Origin of the sequence: Thalassotalea sp. ND16A (genome assembly GCF_000764205.1) — a bacterium.
GTDB lineage: Bacteria > Pseudomonadota > Gammaproteobacteria > Enterobacterales > Alteromonadaceae > Thalassotalea_A.
On sequence record NZ_JQDZ01000009.1, the window covers coordinates 56227 to 75276 of the forward strand.

Annotated in this window: 17 protein-coding genes; 6 read left to right on the forward strand and 11 right to left on the reverse strand. The window is 41.4% G+C overall.

Features of this window, described 5'->3' with window-relative positions:
* Positions 1 to 93: 93 nt before the first annotated feature.
* Positions 94 to 1470 carry a cysteine--tRNA ligase gene (gene cysS / locus ND16A_RS17400; RefSeq protein ID WP_033076019.1) on the reverse strand — a complete coding sequence of 459 codons (1377 nt, stop codon included), beginning with the start codon at positions 1468 to 1470 and terminating at the stop codon, positions 94 to 96.
* Between the two features lie 272 nt (positions 1471 to 1742).
* Between cysS and ND16A_RS17395 the strand changes: the two genes are divergently transcribed.
* Positions 1743 to 2234, forward strand: a complete 492-nt coding sequence (locus ND16A_RS17395; protein ID WP_033075934.1) for a peptidylprolyl isomerase — start codon at positions 1743 to 1745, stop codon at positions 2232 to 2234.
* Positions 2235 to 2963, forward strand: coding sequence for a UDP-2,3-diacylglucosamine diphosphatase (locus ND16A_RS17390; RefSeq protein WP_033075935.1), 729 nt, complete (start codon positions 2235 to 2237; stop codon positions 2961 to 2963).
* A gap of 145 nt (positions 2964 to 3108) precedes the next feature.
* Here the strand turns inward: ND16A_RS17390 and ND16A_RS17385 are convergent, their stop codons facing one another.
* Positions 3109 to 4968, reverse strand: a complete 1860-nt coding sequence (locus ND16A_RS17385; RefSeq protein WP_033075936.1) for a DUF885 domain-containing protein — start codon at positions 4966 to 4968, stop codon at positions 3109 to 3111.
* A 140-nt stretch (positions 4969 to 5108) separates the two neighbouring features.
* A complete protein-coding gene (gene miaE / locus ND16A_RS17380) occupies positions 5109 to 5867 on the reverse strand; it encodes a tRNA isopentenyl-2-thiomethyl-A-37 hydroxylase MiaE (protein ID WP_033075937.1) in 759 nt (252 codons plus the stop codon).
* 300 nt (positions 5868 to 6167) lie between these two features.
* Here miaE and ND16A_RS17375 point away from each other — a divergent pair, with 300 nt between their 5' ends.
* The 4 genes from ND16A_RS17375 (at position 6168) to ND16A_RS17360 (ending at position 9314) form a co-directional block, all read left to right on the forward strand.
* Entirely contained in the window at positions 6168 to 6827 is a 660-nt protein-coding gene (locus ND16A_RS17375; RefSeq protein WP_033075938.1) for a TetR/AcrR family transcriptional regulator, read from the forward strand.
* A gap of 45 nt (positions 6828 to 6872) precedes the next feature.
* A complete protein-coding gene (locus ND16A_RS17370) occupies positions 6873 to 8240 on the forward strand; it encodes an aldehyde dehydrogenase family protein (RefSeq protein ID WP_033075939.1) in 1368 nt (455 codons plus the stop codon).
* 8 nt (positions 8241 to 8248) lie between these two features.
* A complete protein-coding gene (locus tag ND16A_RS17365; RefSeq protein WP_033075940.1) occupies positions 8249 to 8524 on the forward strand; it encodes a hypothetical protein in 276 nt (91 codons plus the stop codon).
* A 190-nt stretch (positions 8525 to 8714) separates the two neighbouring features.
* Positions 8715 to 9314 (forward strand): Yip1 family protein, encoded by a 600-nt coding sequence (locus ND16A_RS17360; protein ID WP_033075941.1) that lies wholly within the window; start codon positions 8715 to 8717, stop codon positions 9312 to 9314.
* 407 nt (positions 9315 to 9721) lie between these two features.
* On the opposite strand, the gene purF is transcribed toward ND16A_RS17360, so the two are convergent.
* The 8 genes from purF to ND16A_RS17320 form a co-directional block, all read right to left on the reverse strand.
* Positions 9722 to 11239: an amidophosphoribosyltransferase gene (gene purF / locus ND16A_RS17355; protein WP_033075942.1), complete on the reverse strand. Its 1518-nt coding sequence runs from the start codon at positions 11237 to 11239 to the stop codon at positions 9722 to 9724.
* A 27-nt stretch (positions 11240 to 11266) separates the two neighbouring features.
* Positions 11267 to 11749 carry a CvpA family protein gene (locus tag ND16A_RS17350; protein ID WP_033075943.1) on the reverse strand — a complete coding sequence of 161 codons (483 nt, stop codon included), beginning with the start codon at positions 11747 to 11749 and terminating at the stop codon, positions 11267 to 11269.
* A gap of 91 nt (positions 11750 to 11840) precedes the next feature.
* Entirely contained in the window at positions 11841 to 12473 is a 633-nt protein-coding gene (locus tag ND16A_RS17345) for an SPOR domain-containing protein (RefSeq protein WP_033075944.1), read from the reverse strand.
* A gap of 32 nt (positions 12474 to 12505) precedes the next feature.
* On the reverse strand, positions 12506 to 13768 hold the full coding sequence (gene folC / locus ND16A_RS17340; RefSeq protein WP_033075945.1) for a bifunctional tetrahydrofolate synthase/dihydrofolate synthase: 1263 nt from the start codon (positions 13766 to 13768) through the stop codon (positions 12506 to 12508).
* Positions 13769 to 13816: 48 nt separating this feature from the next.
* Positions 13817 to 14680, reverse strand: coding sequence for an acetyl-CoA carboxylase, carboxyltransferase subunit beta (gene accD / locus ND16A_RS17335; RefSeq protein ID WP_033075946.1), 864 nt, complete (start codon positions 14678 to 14680; stop codon positions 13817 to 13819).
* A 260-nt stretch (positions 14681 to 14940) separates the two neighbouring features.
* A complete protein-coding gene (gene truA, locus ND16A_RS17330) occupies positions 14941 to 15720 on the reverse strand; it encodes a tRNA pseudouridine(38-40) synthase TruA (RefSeq protein ID WP_033075947.1) in 780 nt (259 codons plus the stop codon).
* An 86-nt stretch (positions 15721 to 15806) separates the two neighbouring features.
* Positions 15807 to 17753 carry a FimV/HubP family polar landmark protein gene (locus tag ND16A_RS17325; RefSeq protein ID WP_033075948.1) on the reverse strand — a complete coding sequence of 649 codons (1947 nt, stop codon included), beginning with the start codon at positions 17751 to 17753 and terminating at the stop codon, positions 15807 to 15809.
* A gap of 250 nt (positions 17754 to 18003) precedes the next feature.
* Positions 18004 to 19023 (reverse strand): aspartate-semialdehyde dehydrogenase, encoded by a 1020-nt coding sequence (locus ND16A_RS17320; RefSeq protein WP_033075949.1) that lies wholly within the window; start codon positions 19021 to 19023, stop codon positions 18004 to 18006.
* Positions 19024 to 19050 lie beyond the last annotated feature (27 nt).

Genomic DNA, 19050 nt, shown 5'->3' on the forward strand with positions numbered 1-19050 from the left:
ATCTTTTTCAGAAAATTTACACCAGGTCATCCCTGATTTATTCAGGGACCTCCGGTCGGGTATAGTGCGTAAATTAGCTCAAGCTAGTTGTTCTTAGCCTCTGCGCCAGGTGGTTTTACCGGCGCTGTCTTCTAAAATAACCTTCATCGCTTTTAATTTATCACGAGCATCATCTGCCATGGCCCAGTCTTTATTGGCACGCGCGCTATTACGCTGTTCAATTAACTGTTCAATTAGCCCAGCATCTTCATCGGCCTCACCATGAAGGAAGTCTTCCGGATCACTTTGGGCAATACCAATAACGGCACCCAGTGTTATCAAGACGAATGCTAACTCGCCGGCTTTTTGTGAGTCTTCGTTTTTAAGGCGATTTACTTCTTTCGATAATTCAAAGATTACCGGCAAAGCTTCCGGAGTATTAAAATCATCATTCATTGCCTGCTCAAAGCGAGCGACATATTCATTACCTTTGAGCTCAACTTCAATCGGGGTAACATCACGCAGTGCGGTATAAATGCGCTCAAGCGATGCTCGTGCCTGGGTTAGGTTCTCTTGCGAATAGTTTAATTGACTGCGGTATTGGCTAGACACTAAAAAATACCGAACAGATTCAGCATCATAACTTTCTAATACACTGCGCAAGGTAAAGAAGTTATTTAACGACTTTGACATCTTGACCTTATCCACTTGCACCATGCCGCCGTGCAACCAGTAATTTACGTAAGGTGTGTCGTAGGCACAGCATGACTGGGCAATTTCATTTTCATGATGAGGAAATTGTAAATCGCTGCCGCCGCCATGAATGTCAAAATGATTGCCTAAATGCTTCGAGTTCATTGCCGAACATTCAATATGCCAGCCAGGACGACCTTCACCCCAGGGTGAAGACCACGCGGGTTCACCGGGCTTGGCCATTTTCCACAAAACAAAATCCATCGGGTTATTTTTTGCATCATCAATATCGACACGAGATCCCGCTTGCAGCATGTCCAGGTTTTGCATGCTTAATTTGCCGTAATCTTTATAAGACAATACATCAAACATCACATCGCCATTGGTGGCGACATAGGCATGCTTGTTGGCAATAATGCGTTCGATCATATCAATGATCTCTGGCATATGTGTCGTCACTTTCGGGTCGATATCCGGGCGAGCAACATTCAACGCATCCAAGTCCGCATACATATCTGCGGTCATCCGTGTGGTTAAGCTTTCACAACTTTCATTGTTTTCGGCTGCGCGTTTGATGATCTTATCATCGACATCGGTAATATTACGAACATGAGTTAAGTCATAACCAAGGTGACGTAAATAACGGGCAATGACATCGAATGCGACATAAGTACGGGCATGCCCAATATGGCAGTGATCATAAATCGTAATACCACAAACATACATGCCCACTTTTCCAGGATTAATTGGTTTAAACTCTTCCTTTTTACGGCTTAAGGTATTGTATATCTGTAACATTGGCTCTCTCATGTTTTAGCATCAGTAAAATGAACTGATTATATTTTAAAAATTTGCGCGCAATTGTACCCGAACTACTAAGCAGAAACTAGAAACGAGAAACTAAAAGCCGATAAATATTAATATTTAACGCAAATGCGTTCAACTTTCACCATAATGTTATTCACAGTACAAGGGTTTTACCTTTTTAACCTTTACAGATTCTGCGAGTAGGTTACAATTCATCGCATAATGTCGTACGGCAGTTAACAATTAAATCAAGGAAACGAAAAATGATCACGTTTAAAACGAACTTAGGTGAGATTAAAATTGCATTAGATTTTGATAATGCCCCTAAAACTGCAGCAAACTTTAAACAATATTGTGAAGAAGGCTTTTACACAGGTACTATTTTTCACCGTGTAATTAAAGGCTTTATGGCGCAAGGTGGTGGTTTTGAATCTGGCATGGGTGAAAAAACGACTCGTGCAGCAATCGATAACGAAGCCAATAATGGTTTAAGCAACACTCGTGGCTCTTTGGCGATGGCTCGTACTCAAGATCCTCATTCAGCTTCTGCTCAATTTTTCATTAATTTAGTCGATAACACTTTCCTAGATTTTAAAAATGAGTCGGTTCAAGGTTGGGGATACTGTGTATTTGCTAATGTTGTTGAAGGTATGGATGTTGTTGATAAAATGACACTTGCTGCAACAGGCCGAAATGGTCACCACGATGATGTACCATTAGAAGACATTACCATAGAGTCTGTTGAGGTAGCATAATTGCTAACCTATTTTATTGCTGACTTACACTTAACTCAGGAGCGAGCGGATATTACCGATTGCTTCCTGAGTTTTTTGCATAATGAAGCACCAAAAGCGGAAAAGCTGTATATTCTCGGTGACTTCTTTGAGTTTTGGGTAGGCGATGACGATGACTCACCATTCGTATTAAACATTGCCGCCAAGCTAAAAGCACTCAGTGAAACTGGCACGCAAATATTTTTCATTGTTGGCAATCGCGATTTCCTGCTCGGAAAAAAATACGCAAAAAAATGCGGTATGACCTTATTGCCTGACAGTTGTTTAATCGACTTATATGGGCAAAAAACCTTGATCATGCATGGCGATTCCTTGTGTACCCGCGATCTGGAATATCAACAGTTTCGCAAGAAATCTCGTTCCTGGTGGTGGCAAGGTGTCATTAAATGCTTACCGTTAAAAGTGCGCAAGAATATGGCACGTAATTATCGTCAAAAAGTCGCGATGACTGAAAAAGATTTGGCACAAGATATTATGGATGTTACCGAGAAAGAAGTGGTTAAAGTGTTAGCCGAAGTTGGTTCTACATTATTAATACACGGCCATACCCACCGTCCGGCAATTCATCAGCTTGAAGTCAACAATCAAGCGGCTACACGCATAGTGCTTGGTGACTGGTATGAACAAGGTGCCTGGCTAAAGTTCAGTCCTGAGGGGTATGAATTATTGAATCAACCATTTTCGTCTTAACCCTCGCTGAACCATTTCGCTGCGTTATATCTGTCGCTTCTAGCCTCGGGCTTCGAACCTCTGGCAGACTTAGTATTGTTACACCATAGGTGAATTAATCAAATACACAGCCCGTAGCCAGTAGCTCGTTGCCCGCAGCTTAACACTAGTTCTTAGTTGCGATCCACTCGTTGACTCTACGCTCGAGAATTTCCAGCGGCATTGCCCCACCACCTAAAATGGTGTCATGGAAGCCACGGATGTCAAATTTCTCGCCTAGTTGCTGTTCTGCGTTGGCGCGCAGCTCTTGGATTTTTAACATACCAATTTTATAGCCAGTTGCTTGCCCTGGCCATACGGTATAGCGCCTAACTTCAGAAACAATGGTGGTTTTCGAGGTTGGTACTTTCTCTTCAAAATAAGCAATCGCTTGTTCTTCAGTCCAGCCTTTAGCATGAATGCCGGTGTCTACCACTAATCGTACGGCACGCCATATTTCATTGATCAGTCGGCCAAAGTCTGAATACGGGTCTTGATAACCGCCCATCTCTTTCGCCAATAATTCAGAATATAAGCCCCAGCCTTCGCTGTAGGCATTAAAACCTGCCTGAGTTCTAAATTGAGGTACAGAGGTTAGTTCCTGAGCTATCGATATTTGCATATGATGACCGGGGTTACCTTCATGGTAAGCAACACTTTCCAATTCGTTTTTTGGCATTGCCGTCATATCGGATAAGTGCAGGTAATATACGCCTGGTCGTGAGCCATCTGCGGTACCCGAGTTATAATGTGCTGCGGCACCAGGTTGCTCACGAAACGCTTCCACGCGTTTAACCACCAAACCAGCTTTTGGCAATATACCAAAGAACTTAGGCAGCTGATCGGCAACCTTTACGTAAAATGCTTCGGTATCATCAATATAGGCCTGGCGACCTGCGTCGGTATCCGGATAGTAAAACTGCTCATCAGTTTTGATAAAGTCGAAAAACGCTTTTAAGCTGCCATCAAATTTAACATCGGTTTTGATCTGTTCCATTTCTTTGGTAATACGAGCGACTTCATCTAAACCAATTTGATGAATTTGTTCGGCAGTTAAATCGGTGGTCGTACTCACTTTTAACTGATGGTTGTAATAGGCTTGACCATTGACTTGCCCACCAACACCTTTTGCCATCTCATCGGTATTTGCGATATCGGCTTTAAACCAGGTAATGAGCTCTTTATAGGCAGGTAAAAAGCTATTCATCAATGCCGCTTTAAAGTCGACCAATAACTGATCTGCCGCTGCCTGGTCGATAACCTCGTTGCTCACCAATGCTGCAACCTTGCGCTTGCCATCGGCCCATAACGCTGCGTCTTCTTCACTTTCAGTAAATGGCGCACCGGTGATTAAATTTGTCGCTTGTTCGATAACGCCTTCATAGGAGTATCTTGGTGCTCTTACACCTTTTTCGGCATGTAATTGAGCTCGGCTTAATAACGTCGTAATACCATCAGACATGCCGTTGACACGTTTGCTATACGCTTGCATATCGGTGGCATCATCTACGTTATGAAAGTTTATTAAAAATTGCGCGGCAAAAGATTGCATGCCTTGCATTTGGGTAAATACATAGTTGTTATATTTGAATTCTTTGCCGGCAAGTTGTTGCTCGTACTGATATAGCCAAATATTGTAGGATATTTGCGCCTCGTTGCTAAGCTTTGCATAATCAAAGCTGGCTTTTAACTCTTTAACAGTGTCGCCTAACCAGGCCAATTGCTTGTCTTCTTCGGCTTCTGAGAAGTCATCAACTTCATCGTATCGCTCTTTTCGACCAAGAAAAGTCAAATACATCGGACTCATTTGCAATTGCTGTTCAAATTTTTCAGCAAACCACTCATTTAACCGCTCTGTTTCGGTTAACTGTTTTTGTACGACAACAGTGGGTTCTGGGGTTGAAGTTTCGAGGTTGTTGGTTTTTGCACCCTCACTACAACCACTTAGCGCTGCAGCCAGGGTTAAAGCGATTAAAGACTTTTGCATATTATTATTATCCTTGCAGTATTTTCTCGTTTGCCAACACGGCAAATAAGGATAAATAATAAACATCCGGTTACATAATAACAACTTAATCAAGAAAATTGATTGATAAATTTTGTAAGAGAAAATTAATTTAAGATTTATTAAGCCGGTAAGCCACTGTGGAATTTAAAATCAGTATCACAAGATAAAATTAATTCCGCCTCTACTTGCCCAAAAAAGCGAATTCTGTCGCTGATGTCTTCATCGGCAATGTCTGCCGCCAAAGTCAAATAATCTTGATAATGACGAGCTTCAGAGCGCAATAGCGATACATAAAACTTATTTAACTCATCATCTAAATGCGGCGCAAGTTTGGCAAATCGCTCACACGATCGCGCTTCAATGTAAGCGCCAATAATTAACTTATCAATTAATGCTTCTGGTTCGTACGTTTTTACGTGTTTAAGCATGCCTTTGGCATATCTGCCGGCGGTAATGTTTTGATAGGGAATATTGCGATTGATCATGATCTCTAATACTTGATAGAAATGATGCAGCTCTTCTTTAATCAGTAATACCATTTTATCAATTAAGTCCTGACCATAGGGCGATTCACTTTTAGGCAGGATTGATTTAGTTAATTTTTCCGCTTTTTTCAGTGTTGCCAGCGTGCCGGTTTTTTTATAAATGAACTGCTCAAAAGGTTTTAACCATTCCAGTAGCACTTTACTGCTGTCTTTATCGACCGCATATTTTCTGATTAAAAACATTGCACTTTGCGCCGCTTTTAATTCACACAGCATATGATCGGTAAGGATTAATTGTAGGTTTTCTGTTTTTTTTGCCTCATCTACCCAGGCATCTGGTGTAGCACATTGTAAAAACTTAAGGATTGGCACGAGTAATTTTGAATTTGGCATTATTTAAATTAACAACAAAGAAAGTAATTGGTTAATTTTATCATGATAAATCCCGCGACAAAAAGTATTCTTAGATTAAATATACCATCATCCGGCAACGTCGTTATTGAATTTACAGACCATGAAAAAGAGTTGCTTATTTTCGCCCTAGCCATTAACGTATATTTCTAAAATTTTTCTTCAAATCATACCAATTTGATTAAGTATGTGGTCTACTTTTTAACCATTGAAAATGAGCTGATATTTCTTCAATTTGGTATTATAACCTCAGGGTTAACTGTTAATCGAAACAGGGATAATATGACAACAGTCAATATAAACCGCAGAGCAAAGGGCGAGAAAACCCGTCACAAAATTTTAAAAGCTGCGATAGAAGTCATAGCCAGATCTGGCATCAAGGGAACAACACACCGGGCCGTTGCTTTACAAGCTGAGACGCAACTGTCTCTTACCACCTATTACTTCAAAGATATTCAAGAGTTGATTAGAGAAGCGATAAGTTTAAGTTCCGAAATCATCCTTAATTCTTCTCAAGATGAATGGTCTGAAGTTTTCAATATACTCGACAGTTTTGATGCCGCAACGTTGCGTAAAGTTTCGACTAAAGAGAAAATTTGTCAACAGTTAAGCCATATTGCTGCCAGTCATATGTATGACAACATCATTCATCGTTCAACCGGTTTAGCGGTAGAGCAAATATTTTTTACCGAAATGCTGTATTCCGAGGAATTGAAAGACTTAGCCAATCAGCACATTAGTGCATTATTAAGCCCATTCACCCGTATTGCTGCTTATTTCAACAAAGTGGATCCTGAAATTGATGGTGAATTAACCTTGATTGCAATTACCCGAATTCAATATAAGTATTTGGCGACAGCAAAAGAAGAGGTTAAATTTGACCATATTCATAAATTGATCCGGCGCCAGATAAGTTGGCTGTTAGGGATCAAACGCCAATAACTTTTAAGCAGACTTCAGCTAAAAACAACACTTTAGGATTGTATTTTGAACTATCAGCACATATTAATTGCACAAAAAGACTATTTTAATTCTAACATCACCAAAGATTTAGATTGGCGAATTCAGCAACTGAAACAAATTAAACAGTTAGTGCTTGATAATGAAGCTGAGATTTTAGCGGCTTTGTACAGTGACTTAAAAAAGCCTGCGCAAGAAGCCTGGGTTACTGAATTATCCTATATTACCCTCGATGTTGACCATGTATTAAAACACCTGAAAAAATGGAGTAAACCGCGTAAAGTGTGGACGCCACTGATTGTGCTGCCCGGAAAATCTTATATTCAGCCGGAACCGCAGGGCTCCGTACTTATTATGGGTGCGTGGAATTACCCACTGCAGCTAGTGTTAGCACCACTTGTCGCCGTTGTTTCAGCGGGTAATTGTGCGGTGCTCAAACCGTCTGAACTGGCACCGGCAGTATCAAGCTTGCTGGCAAAATTGATCCCACAATACTTGGACAACAAAGCCTTTAGCGTAGTTGAAGGCGCGGTCGCTGAAACCACGGCCTTATTGGAACTTCCTTTTGATCATATTATGTACACAGGCAATGGTATGGTGGCGCGTATTGTCATGAGTGCTGCGGCAAAACATTTAACTCAGGTTACCTTAGAGCTGGGTGGTAAGAGTCCGGTTTTTGTCGACGAAAGCGCGCATATTGATATAACCGCACAACGACTGGCCTGGGGCAAGTGGATGAATGCTGGACAAACCTGCATTGCCCCCGATTACATATTAACCTCTGCCGCTATGGTAGAGCCACTGGTCACAGCTCTTAAAAAGCAAATTAAGGCGATGTTTACAATAGACCCCAGTAGCAGTGACAGTTACGGCAGGATAGTAAATTCTCGCCATACAGAGCGCTTGTCACAGTACTTAGACAGTGGCGAAATTGTTCATGGTGGTGCATTTGATATCGATAATAGATACTTCGAGCCAACCATTATCGTCAATCCGGCAATGGACTCTACCTTGATGAGTGAAGAGATCTTTGGTGCCATTTTTCCAATCATCACGGTTGATGATTATCAAGGAGCAAAAGACATTGTCATTGGTCGAGAAAAACCGCTCGCTTCGTATATCTTTACTCGCGACAAGGCACAACAACAAGACTGGGTGAAATCTATCGGCTCAGGTAGCCAATGCATCAATGATGTGATCATGTTCAACGCAGTGCCCGACTTACCCTTTGGTGGCTCAGGTCCCAGTGGTATGGGCCAATATAGCGGCAAAATTGGTTTCGAAAACTTCAGTCACTTAAAGTCGGTGTTACACCGCCCGTTTTTAAAAGATTTAGCCGTACGCTTTGCGCCCTACTCGAACTTTAAGTTTAAACTTTTACGAAAAATTAGATAAATAAAGTGATGACTAAAGATATCAAAAAACTTTTACACAACCATAAGGATTTGATCCATAGCGATGATCTTAAAGTGGTGTCGCATGTGCAGCGCCAGGAAGACGATTGGTACATCAATACCATAATGATTGCAGATATCGATGTCCCTTTTAAATATAAACGTAAACAACCTTATCAATCGTTAAAAGGCTCAAGATTAAATTTAACCTATTATCGGCAAGTGGAACTGATTGCCGGTATGGAATTTGAATTTATGAAGGTGGTTAGGCTTAAAAAAAGTTAAAAAAGCAATCTTTTTCTGCTTGATTTTCAAACAAGTCTTGACGAATAGCGCTACATGTTACATAACTAAGTTAAGCAGATTAATAATAACAATAAAATAACAACCAAATCTGCTAAGTAGTAGTTCAATTTTAATTCGATAACAACACAATTAAATTTGAACATGGGGATAGCGAAAGAGGAAGTTAAAAATGATACTAAATCATATTTGGGGTTTATACGCACATCCGAAAGAAGAATGGAATGATATAGATACACGTCATGAAAGCATGATGTACGGCTTAACTCACGTTTTGCTAGTAGCCTTAATTCCATCAATATGCGGTTACTATGCTGCCGCCCATATCGGCTGGAGTATAGGGGCCGGTGATCCGGTAAAAATAACGGAAGGTAGCGCATTAACGCTGGCCGCCGGCATGTACGGAGCAATCATTGCCGGGGTTTTTGCCTTAGCCTATTTAATTCAATGGATGGCAAAAACATTTGATGCCAATCCAAGTTTTACGCAAGCATTAGAATTAGCCTCATATGCCGCCACACCGGTATTAATGGTAGGCTTAGCCGCGCTCTATCCGGTACTTTGGTTTGTCGCCCTGGCCGGCATGACAGCAGTTGCATACTCGGTATACCTACTATATTCGGGGGTACCTATCATGATGCACATTCCGGAAGAGAAAGGCTTTATTTACGCCAGTTCGGTTGTTACTGTGGGCTTGGTATTATTGGTCACCATACTTGCTGGTACGGCGATGATATGGACCTTGGGCTTTGGCCCTGAGTTTATGGGATAAAGACTTACCTTACGACATCAACAAAAAAGGCTGCAAGTTTTGCAGCCTTTTTTTGTCGTAACTCTGTCGAGAGACGAAGAGCTAAATTTACAAGACTCACTGTCAAGCAGGGAGGTTCCAAAATAAGTTTGGAATGACGGCGTATTTTTTAAAGATTGGAAACATAAACGGTTAGTGTTAACTTCCGCCGTCATCCCGTTTCAACTGCGCGCTGTCAAGCATGGAGGTTCCGACCTTCGTCGGAATGACGGCGTATTTTTTAAAGATTAGAAACATAAACAGCTAGTGTTTACTTGCGCCACGTCATCCCGTTGAAAAACGGGACCTCCTAAATTCAAAACGTGCTTACAAAATGTAATCGAAAAAAAAGGAGCCGTTGGCTCCTGTTTTTATTCTCTAGCGTACCGCTACTCTGCACCTTCGTTATGCAAATCGAGAATTGAGTCCGCTTCTTTATCAGAATCTTCTTTATTCTCATTGCTGCGCAAGGCATCAAGCTGTTCAAGATAATCATTGTCTATGTCGTTGGTAATATAGCGACCATTAAATACTGAGGTTTCAAACTCTTTAATGTCTTTATTGCCTTTGCCTACGGCAGAAATTAAATCTTCCAGGTCTTGATAAATCAGTTTATCAGCACCGATTAATTGACAAATATCGTCTAATTCACGACCATGCGCAACAAGCTCGGTGGCACTTGGCATATCAATACCGTAGACGTTCGGAAAGCGAACCTCAGGAGCCGCAGACGCAAAATAAACTTTTTTCGCGCCAGCGTTACGTGCCATGCTGATGATCTGTTCAGAGGTGGTACCACGAACAATGGAGTCATCCACTAATAATACGTTTTTGCCCTTAAACTCTTGGGTAATGGCATTTAATTTACGCTTTACCGATTTTTTGCGTTCAGCTTGGCCTGGCATGATAAAAGTTCTGCCAACGTAACGGTTTTTAACAAAACCCTGACGATAAGGAATATCTAAATGATTCGCTATTTGCAAAGCAATATCGCAAGATGTTTCCGGGATCGGAATCACCACGTCGATGTCGACGTCTTCCCAGTCTCGAGAGATTTTTTCACCTAACGCTGTTCCCATTTCAACTCTTGAACCGTATACCGACATTTTGTCAATGGTTGAGTCTGGACGAGCAAAATAAACAAATTCAAAAATACATGGATTGTAGGTTGGGTTTTCAGCACATTGATGGCTAAATAACTGCCCGTCTTCGGTAATGTAAACCGCTTCTCCGGGGGCCACGTCACGGATGAACTCAAAATCGCAGGCATCTAAGGCTACTGACTCAGATGCCACCATGTACTCAGTGCCTTTTTCGGTTTCTCGCTTACCGAACACTAACGGACGAATGCCATACGGGTCACGAAATGCAACCATACCATGACCAACAATCAGTGCTACTGTGGCATACGCTCCGCGAACATGACGATGCACTTTAGAAACGGCTTTAAAAATGTCTTCCGCCGTTAAATCCAGGCTATCCGACTTTTGTAATTCATGACCAAACACATTTAACAATAACTCAGAATCAGAGGTAGTATTAACATGGCGACGGGCATTCGTATAAAGCCAATCGGTTAATTCTTTGGCGTTGGTTAAATTACCGTTATGGGCTAAAGAAATTCCGTAAGGAGAGTTTGAAAAGAAAGGTTGAGCTTCTGAAGAACTCGACGTACCGGCAGTAGGGTAGCGCACATGGCCAATACCTATGTTGCCCTGTAACCTAAGCATATGCCTGGTATGAAACACATCTTTAACTAAGCCATTTCCCTTTCTCAGCCTAAATTTATTATCACTGATCGTTACAATACCGGCAGCATCTTGGCCGCGATGTTGAATTACAGTTAAACCATCATATAAAGCTTGGCTTACCGGTGATGTACCTACTATGCCAACAATACCGCACATGAATTTTCTCTCCGCAAGAAATTTGAATTAAGATAAAAAACTTGATGATGCTTTAATGTAATCAAAGAACCATTCTATCACTACCCTAAATTCGGGAATTAAAACTGCCTGTTGCCACCAGGTACTTGACGGAGCGGGAGTAAATGCATCCATAAAGAAGAGAATAGCGCTTACCACTAATGCTCCTCTTAATGCACCAAACGCTAAACCAAGAACACGGTCGGTACCAGACAATCCAGTTTTTGTCACTAGTTGCCCTATCATGTAATTGATCAAGGCCCCCAGAATTAATGTTGTAATAAACAATATCGCGATCGCTGCTGCATTTCTGAACATGGGATCACTGATATTGGTTAAATATGCTGCCAGATCATGATAAAAACTACTGGCTACAAAAAAAGCGGCTATCCAAACAATTAATGAAACGGCCTCTTTAACAAAGCCTCGAACTAAACTGATCAGTGTTGATATACCTATTACAATTAAGATGGCATAATCTATCCAAATCATACGTTGGTCTTCCTACTTTTTATGCGGCGCATTCTAACAGAATCACCGCTTTAGTTACTAATGATTATTACTTTTTTCTCATCATCTATTATTAGTTAATAGGTTGAAAAACAGCAATCCGTCCTTGCACACCACTTATTTGTTTAAGTTTCGGTAACTTAGCTTGCAGTGATGGTTTATTTATTTCTGGGCCGATAAATACTTTGGTCAAAGTTCCCGCGGCTGTTTTTACCGGTTTAGTAAACACCGTATATCCAGCCGTTTTTAACTTTTTAACTAATTGCTCAACATTTTTACGATGTTTAAAACTGCCCAATTGAATGGCATAAGCCTGTGTTTTTTTAACGTCTGCGGGTGTCACATTCAGTACTTTCGGCTGCTCTTTTATAACTTTTGCCGTGGTTTTAACTTTTGCTTTAGGTTCAGCTTTGATGTTTTTAGCTGCAATGGAGGTAGACCCTTGTTTAATTTCAGGGTTAATCACTAACTCATCATCGAGGGCAACATCGGTGGCTAACGGCTTAGTCGCATTTAACTGAGCAAAAGACTGCTCTGGAAATTTTTGAATGTCTATCTTTTGAACGGGTTTAGCGCCATTAGGCACAGTTTCGAACTGAGCTTGATAGGCCTTTTTTTCACCGTCAAATACATCGGGTAAAAAAATAATAGCGGCAGCAGCAACAATAATAGTCCCTACTATTCGATTTTGAAACGGCGTCGACAAAACGGCTCCTTAAAGCTTAGCGGTTAAGCTTTTTAATACTCTGATTTTTTAATTTCGGCTACGGTAAAAAACGAACCAAAAATGATAATCATGTCATTATTATTAGCATTCTCTAACGCTATTCTATAGCCATCAACCACATTGTCAAAGCTATTACAGATAATATTGGCATCTTTAAGAATTTTGCCGAGTTTTTCCTGGCTCGCACCGCGAGAATTATTCAAACTTGCCACATACCAATGATCGACACAATCAAACATCTCAGTCAACGTGCCCTTAATGTCTTTATCGGCTAACATCGCAGTTATCGCGAAAACCTTGCCTTTGGCATTGGCGGTTACATATTTGTTTAAATATCTGGCGGCATGGGGGTTATGAGCCACATCTAGCACAACCATAGGTTGCTGCCTTACCACTTCAGTGCGCCCCTGCAGTTTGGTCGTTAAGATCCAGCTTGATACTTTCTCAGTGGTTAATTCAACATTTAACTGCTTCAGCACCATCAATGCGGTGGCGACATTATCTCTGGGAATAAATGTTGGCGGTAAATCGTTAAGCACAAAATTTGAACATTGCCAATCCCAGCAGCGGTCTAATCCCTCACTCTGAATATCAAAATGTTGTTTTCTGACTATCGGTAAGCATTGTATTTGCTGACAATATTCAGTTACGCTGGCTGGAACTTGCAGGTCGCCAATAATGGCAGGCCTGCCAGAGCGAAAAATCCCAGCCTTTTCAGAGCCTATCGCTTCTCGGGTATTCCCTAAAAATGCCTGATGGTCAATATCAATACTGGTAATTACCGCAATATCACTATCGATCAAATTAGTGGCGTCCAAACGCCCGCCTAAGCCCACTTCTAAAATAACATAGTCAGGCAGGAGGTTCTCAGTAATGAGCAATGCCGCCAAGGTGGTGTATTCATAATACGTTAAAGATATTTCAGCGCGACTTTCTTCAATGCGAACAAACGCATTAATTAAACTTTGATCATCGATATACTGATGATTGATGCGTAAGCGCTCATTAAATTTTTCAATGTGTGGTGAACTGTACACGGCAACACTATGACCGTCACTGATTAAGGCGTTTTCCAGAAAAGCACAGGTAGTGCCTTTGCCATTGGTACCCGCAACAGTAATGACTGTCGATGTGGTCAGTGCAATGTTTAGCCGCTTAGCAACCACCGAGATGCGAGCTAAGCCCATGTCAATTTCAGTGGCGTGGATAGACTCTAAATAAAAAAGCCACTCATCTAAGCTCGATAGCGATGAATGGCTAGTTGTTTGATTCATGATAAATCTTTCTTTAGCGCTGAGAGTAAAAGGATTGAACCGATGCGATTAAATGCTTGGCTCTGGATGTCCCATAAATTTGGCAATCATACGTGCCAGGGTTGAGCGCATTTGACGGCGATCAACGATCATATCAATAGCACCGTGCGCTAATAAAAATTCAGAGCGTTGAAAACCTTCGGGTAATTTTTCACGAACCGTTTGTTCAATAACACGCGGACCGGCAAAACCGATCAGAGCTTTTGGCTCACCTACGTTAATATCACCCAACATCGCTAAACTTGCCGATACGCCCCCCATAGTAGGGTCGGTTAACACCGAAACAAATGGTAAGCCTTTTTCGCTCATTTTTGCTAATGCAGCACTGGTTTTCGCCATTTGCATTAATGACATTAACGCCTCTTGCATCCGTGCGCCACCACTGGCTGAAAAACACACTAATGGTAAATTATGCTGTAAACATTCTTCTGCCGCTTTCACAAATCTGGCACCAACCACCGATGACATTGAACCACCGATGAATGAGAATTCAAAAGCAACGGCAATTATAGGCATTCCCGCCAACTCACCACGCAAAGCAACTAAAGCATCTTTTTCGCCCGTCGCTTTTTGTGCCGCTGATAGTCTGTCTTTATAGCGTTTTGAATCTTTAAACTTCAACACATCTTTTGGCGCTAATTCAGCGCCAACTTCAACTCTTTCGCCTTGATCTAAAAATGACTCTAACCGTTTACGCGCCGTTAAACGCATATGATGATCACACTTAGGGCAAACGCCTAACTGACGGTCAAGTTCAGTTTTGTAAAGTACCGCACTACAAGAACCACATTTAGTCCAAACACCCTCTGGGATGTTGCGCTTACTCGAAGATGAAGTCTTCGGTTTTGGTAGAATTTTTTCAATCCAGCTCATAATTGAGTATGCCTATTATTGGTAATTTTAGTCAGCCGCTGTTTAATCTAGTCGGATAAAACTAGCCACTGAATAATTAAATTTTTTATTTACTGACAAGGATTTAACCAGGTCAATAAGCTTGAAAATATATAGCCGCCAATTTAACCACAAATCACCTAGTGAATTATAGTAAAAACTGGTCTGTTTTCTCGAATTTTACTTCAAGATCGCAACTTTTGCATAACTTTTAACCAAAAATGGCATCAACTGATACTTAATTACAAAAATAAAGGGCCATTTTCAGGTTGCGGAATATTAAATTTATCAGGGTAAGTAACATCGACAAAATACAGGCCGCCAGAAGGCGCCGTCATCCCCGCCTTACAACGGTTTTTATGGGCCAATACTTCATCAATCCAGGCAACAGTTTCTAACTTCCGCCCTACCCGCATCAAGCTGCCAGCAATATTTCTCACCATATGATGCAAAAATGCATTGGCTTTTATATCTATGACCACATATTCACCGTGTCGATGAACATTGAGATGTGAAATGGTTCTTATCGGCGAATTAGCCTGACAGTGTACGGTACGGTATGAAGTAAAGTCATGCTCACCGACAAGGTGCTGAGCGGCTTCATCCATTAATTGTGCATCGAGGTGATCATAGCAATGACTCAAGCCTTTATAGAAAATTGCTGGACGTTTTGTGCCGTTATAAATGATGTACTTGTATTGTCGTGCCGTGGCACTAAAACGGGCATGAAAATCATCGCTAACTCTGTGCCCCCACTTTACCGAGATGTCTTTCGGTAAATTGGTATTTACGCCGAGGGTCCAGGCTCGTTCACCACGATCAACGGGAGAATCAAAATGAATCACTTGCCCGGTACCATGCACACCAGTATCCGTTCTGCCAGCACAAATCACGCCCACCGGTTGATTAACAACAACAGACAGTGCTTTTTCCAGCTCTTGTTGCACACTATTTACGTGATTTTGTCGCTGCCAACCACAATAATTACTGCCATCGTATTCAATGCCTAACGCAATTCGCATCAATTTATTGCCCTTGTAAAAAATAAGGTGCGCATTATCATATATTTTCCAGTCTATTGCTATTAATAGCAATTGCTATAATGACTTTAACGGATTGAGTATAATAAGTGTTGAGCTTTCTGCTGTTGGTTCGAATTACCAAGATTCATCACGTTCTTAAGAATGACGGCGGCATTGTCTAAATCACCAATCTCAATGTAAACCTGCGCTAAATCCAATTTCGCATTGATGCCATTTTTATCATCATCAACGTTGACATGATTTACCTGGCTAGTGAATTCTGGAAATTCATCAAGGCCCACATCAATTTCGTGTTCCGCATAAACCCCATCGGCTAACTCTTCTGCAGCATTAGATTCATCAAGTAATTGATCAACGGGGATAAAATTTTCACTTTGTTTAACAGATATCGCCGACTTAGCCGTTTCTTTATTTTCAGCTCGGCGCAGCTGAGTCACATTACTTGGCATTTTTATGTGTTGAGATTCGGCTGAAATTTCTGCTAATAACTTGTCAAATTCAACGTCATCATAATCATTAATTTCAGGTACTTGCTTATTATTCTCTAACCATTCTTTATCTTCAAAATCTTCTGTAGGTAGCACCAACTCATCTTCTGGAGACCGTGCAGATCTTAATTTGGCAGGCTTTGAGGCTTCATCAAGCATGCCATTAATAATTTGATCAATATCCAGATCATCTTCATTCGCCTGAATCGCTATTTTTTCTTCGTTTTCTACCTGGGTGTCATTTCGGACAGTTTTGGCAGGTACTAATTTTGCTAATAAATCTTCATCACTAAGTGGCTTAACGTCTTGCTCACCCTCTGCAGATAACTCTAAGGTTGATAAAGCCCTTGCCACGCTTTGGTTTTCAGCAAGTGGCTCGACCTTTACTGCTGAGTTACCGGTTGGCTTTAATTCAGTTGCCAGCGCAACCGCTTCATTTTCGTTGTTATCCGTTGTATTGGTAAGCGTTGGTTGAGTTATTTTATTTACTTCACCATTAAGCTCTAAGGACTTGTCAGCTGTAGTCTGGATAACGTTCTCAAGTTGCTCTGACTCAAATTTTTCTTGCGTCTCGTCAGTAACCTCTTTGTCGTTAGACTGCATAGATTGCAGTTCCATTTTTCGACGACGAGATACCAACACAAACAAGACCAGAACTAAAACTGCCAGTACGCCGTTGATCGACCAATACGTTAACGGATTATTAAAGAATCCCTGTTGCTGTTCAGAAAACTTACGCTGCTGGGCGAGTAATTTTTGTTCGCGTAGCTTCGCTTCTTTTAATAAGGAATTTTGTTGAGCCAATTTATCATCCATTTGCGCTTGCATCTCTGTCGCTTTTGCCACTTCAAATTGCAAATAAGATAATTGGTCATCGACAGCGGTCAAGCTTTCTTTCAGTTCGGAATTTTCCGCGGCTAACTGTTCGCGATTTTCCGTCATCACCTCGGCATTCAAGTTTTGATTAACCGCCTCAGCTGCAACCGCATCTGTGGTAGCAACAACTTCAGCTTGTTGTGGTTCACTCAGTGGTTGTGATGTCACCGTTTCGGGATCCGTATCAGAGCTTGCATTGAGAGCAGTGATTAGTGTTTGTGACTGTGTTGGTGAAGCAGTGTCAACGACTAACTTTGATTCCACTGTTTTACTGCTTGCATAGGCGTACGGCGCAATTTGGCGAATCTCTGTTATCGCAGGAATGCGCAAAAACTGACCGACTATCATGGTATTAATGTCTTCACGTAAGAACGCATTTGGGTTGGCATGAAACAATGCCTGCATCACTTGATAGTTCGATACCGTGCTATCGGGTCTATGGGCGACCGCAATCTTCCACAAGGTATCAGATTTTTCAATCGGTCCATAAGTTGCTTTATTGTCATCAACAAAACTTTGTGTATTGTCATCTTGGCGTGCTACGCCTTGTTGCGCATTTAGGGAATGAGGTATAAATAAACTGATAATGGTGGCAAAGAGCGAAAAGATTATCGTTTTGTTCAACGATTTTTTATTATTCACGGCCATGAATGAGAGCCTTCCTTTCTATTCTGGGGCACTGTTTACGACAGATAATTGTATCTGCGTACAAAAATGTGGCTAATTATTCCAATTAATTACTATAAACCAGAAGTTATCTGGAGCCTAATATTATTTTTCCAAACAAACGGCTGCGTTATATAAAAAAAACATTGTCCCAGAAAAGTGCTTTCCAAGACAATGTTTAGTTAGTTTCTCTTCCAGGCAGATATTTAATCAACCTGGTGTTCGGCAAATATTAAGTTAAGTGATCTTTAATCAGTAGCTCAGCTATCTGAATACTGTTGGTAGCCGCACCTTTGCGCACGTTATCGGCAACAATCCACATATTAATGCCATTAGCATGGGAGATATCTTCACGAATACGACCAATAAATACTTCATCTTTACCACTGGCATGGCTAACCTGCGTTGGAAAATCTTCATCATTATTGGCCACCACAATACCCGGAGCTGCCGCTAATAAAGATTTCACTTCTTCTGCCGATGTTTGCTGGCTGGTTTCGATGTGTAAGGCTTCACCATGACCGTAAAATGCCGGTACCCGTACTGCCGTTGGGTTTACCAGAATGTTTTCATCGCCAAGAATTTTTTTCGTTTCCCAAACCATCTTCATTTCTTCACGGGTATAACCGTTTTCTTCAAACGAATCTATTTGCGGAATGGAATTGAAGGCGATTTGTCGGGAAAATGCTGCCACTTTTACCGGTTTGCCCGATAATAAATCGGCACATTGCTTGGCAAGCTCTTCAATCGCTTCTTTACCGGCACCCGATACCGATTGGTAAGTGCTAACATTGATACGCTCAATACCTACCGCATCATAAATTGGTTTTAGCGCTACCATCATCTGAATGGTCGAACAATTTGGGTTGGCAATAATATTGCGGTTACGGTATTCCGCCAATGCTTCAGGGTTAACCTCTGGCACCACTAATGGAATTTCCGGGTCGTAGCGGTATTCGGAAGTATTATCAATAACAATACAACCCGCTTCGGCGGCAATTGGGGCAAACTTCGCAGAGGTGGCACCACCAGCAGAGAAGAAGCCAATTTGCGCTTGCGAGAAATCAAAGCTATCGGCATCGAGTACCTCCACACTTTCGCCGTTAAATTCAATAATTTCACCAGCACTGCGGCTACTCGCTAAAGGGTAAAGTTTATTTACTGGAAATTTTCGTTGTTCCAAAATTTCCATCATGTGCTTACCAACAAGTCCAGTTGCACCTAATACCACTACATCAAATTTTTGCGCCATCTTCTCATTCTCTACTAAATCTAATTT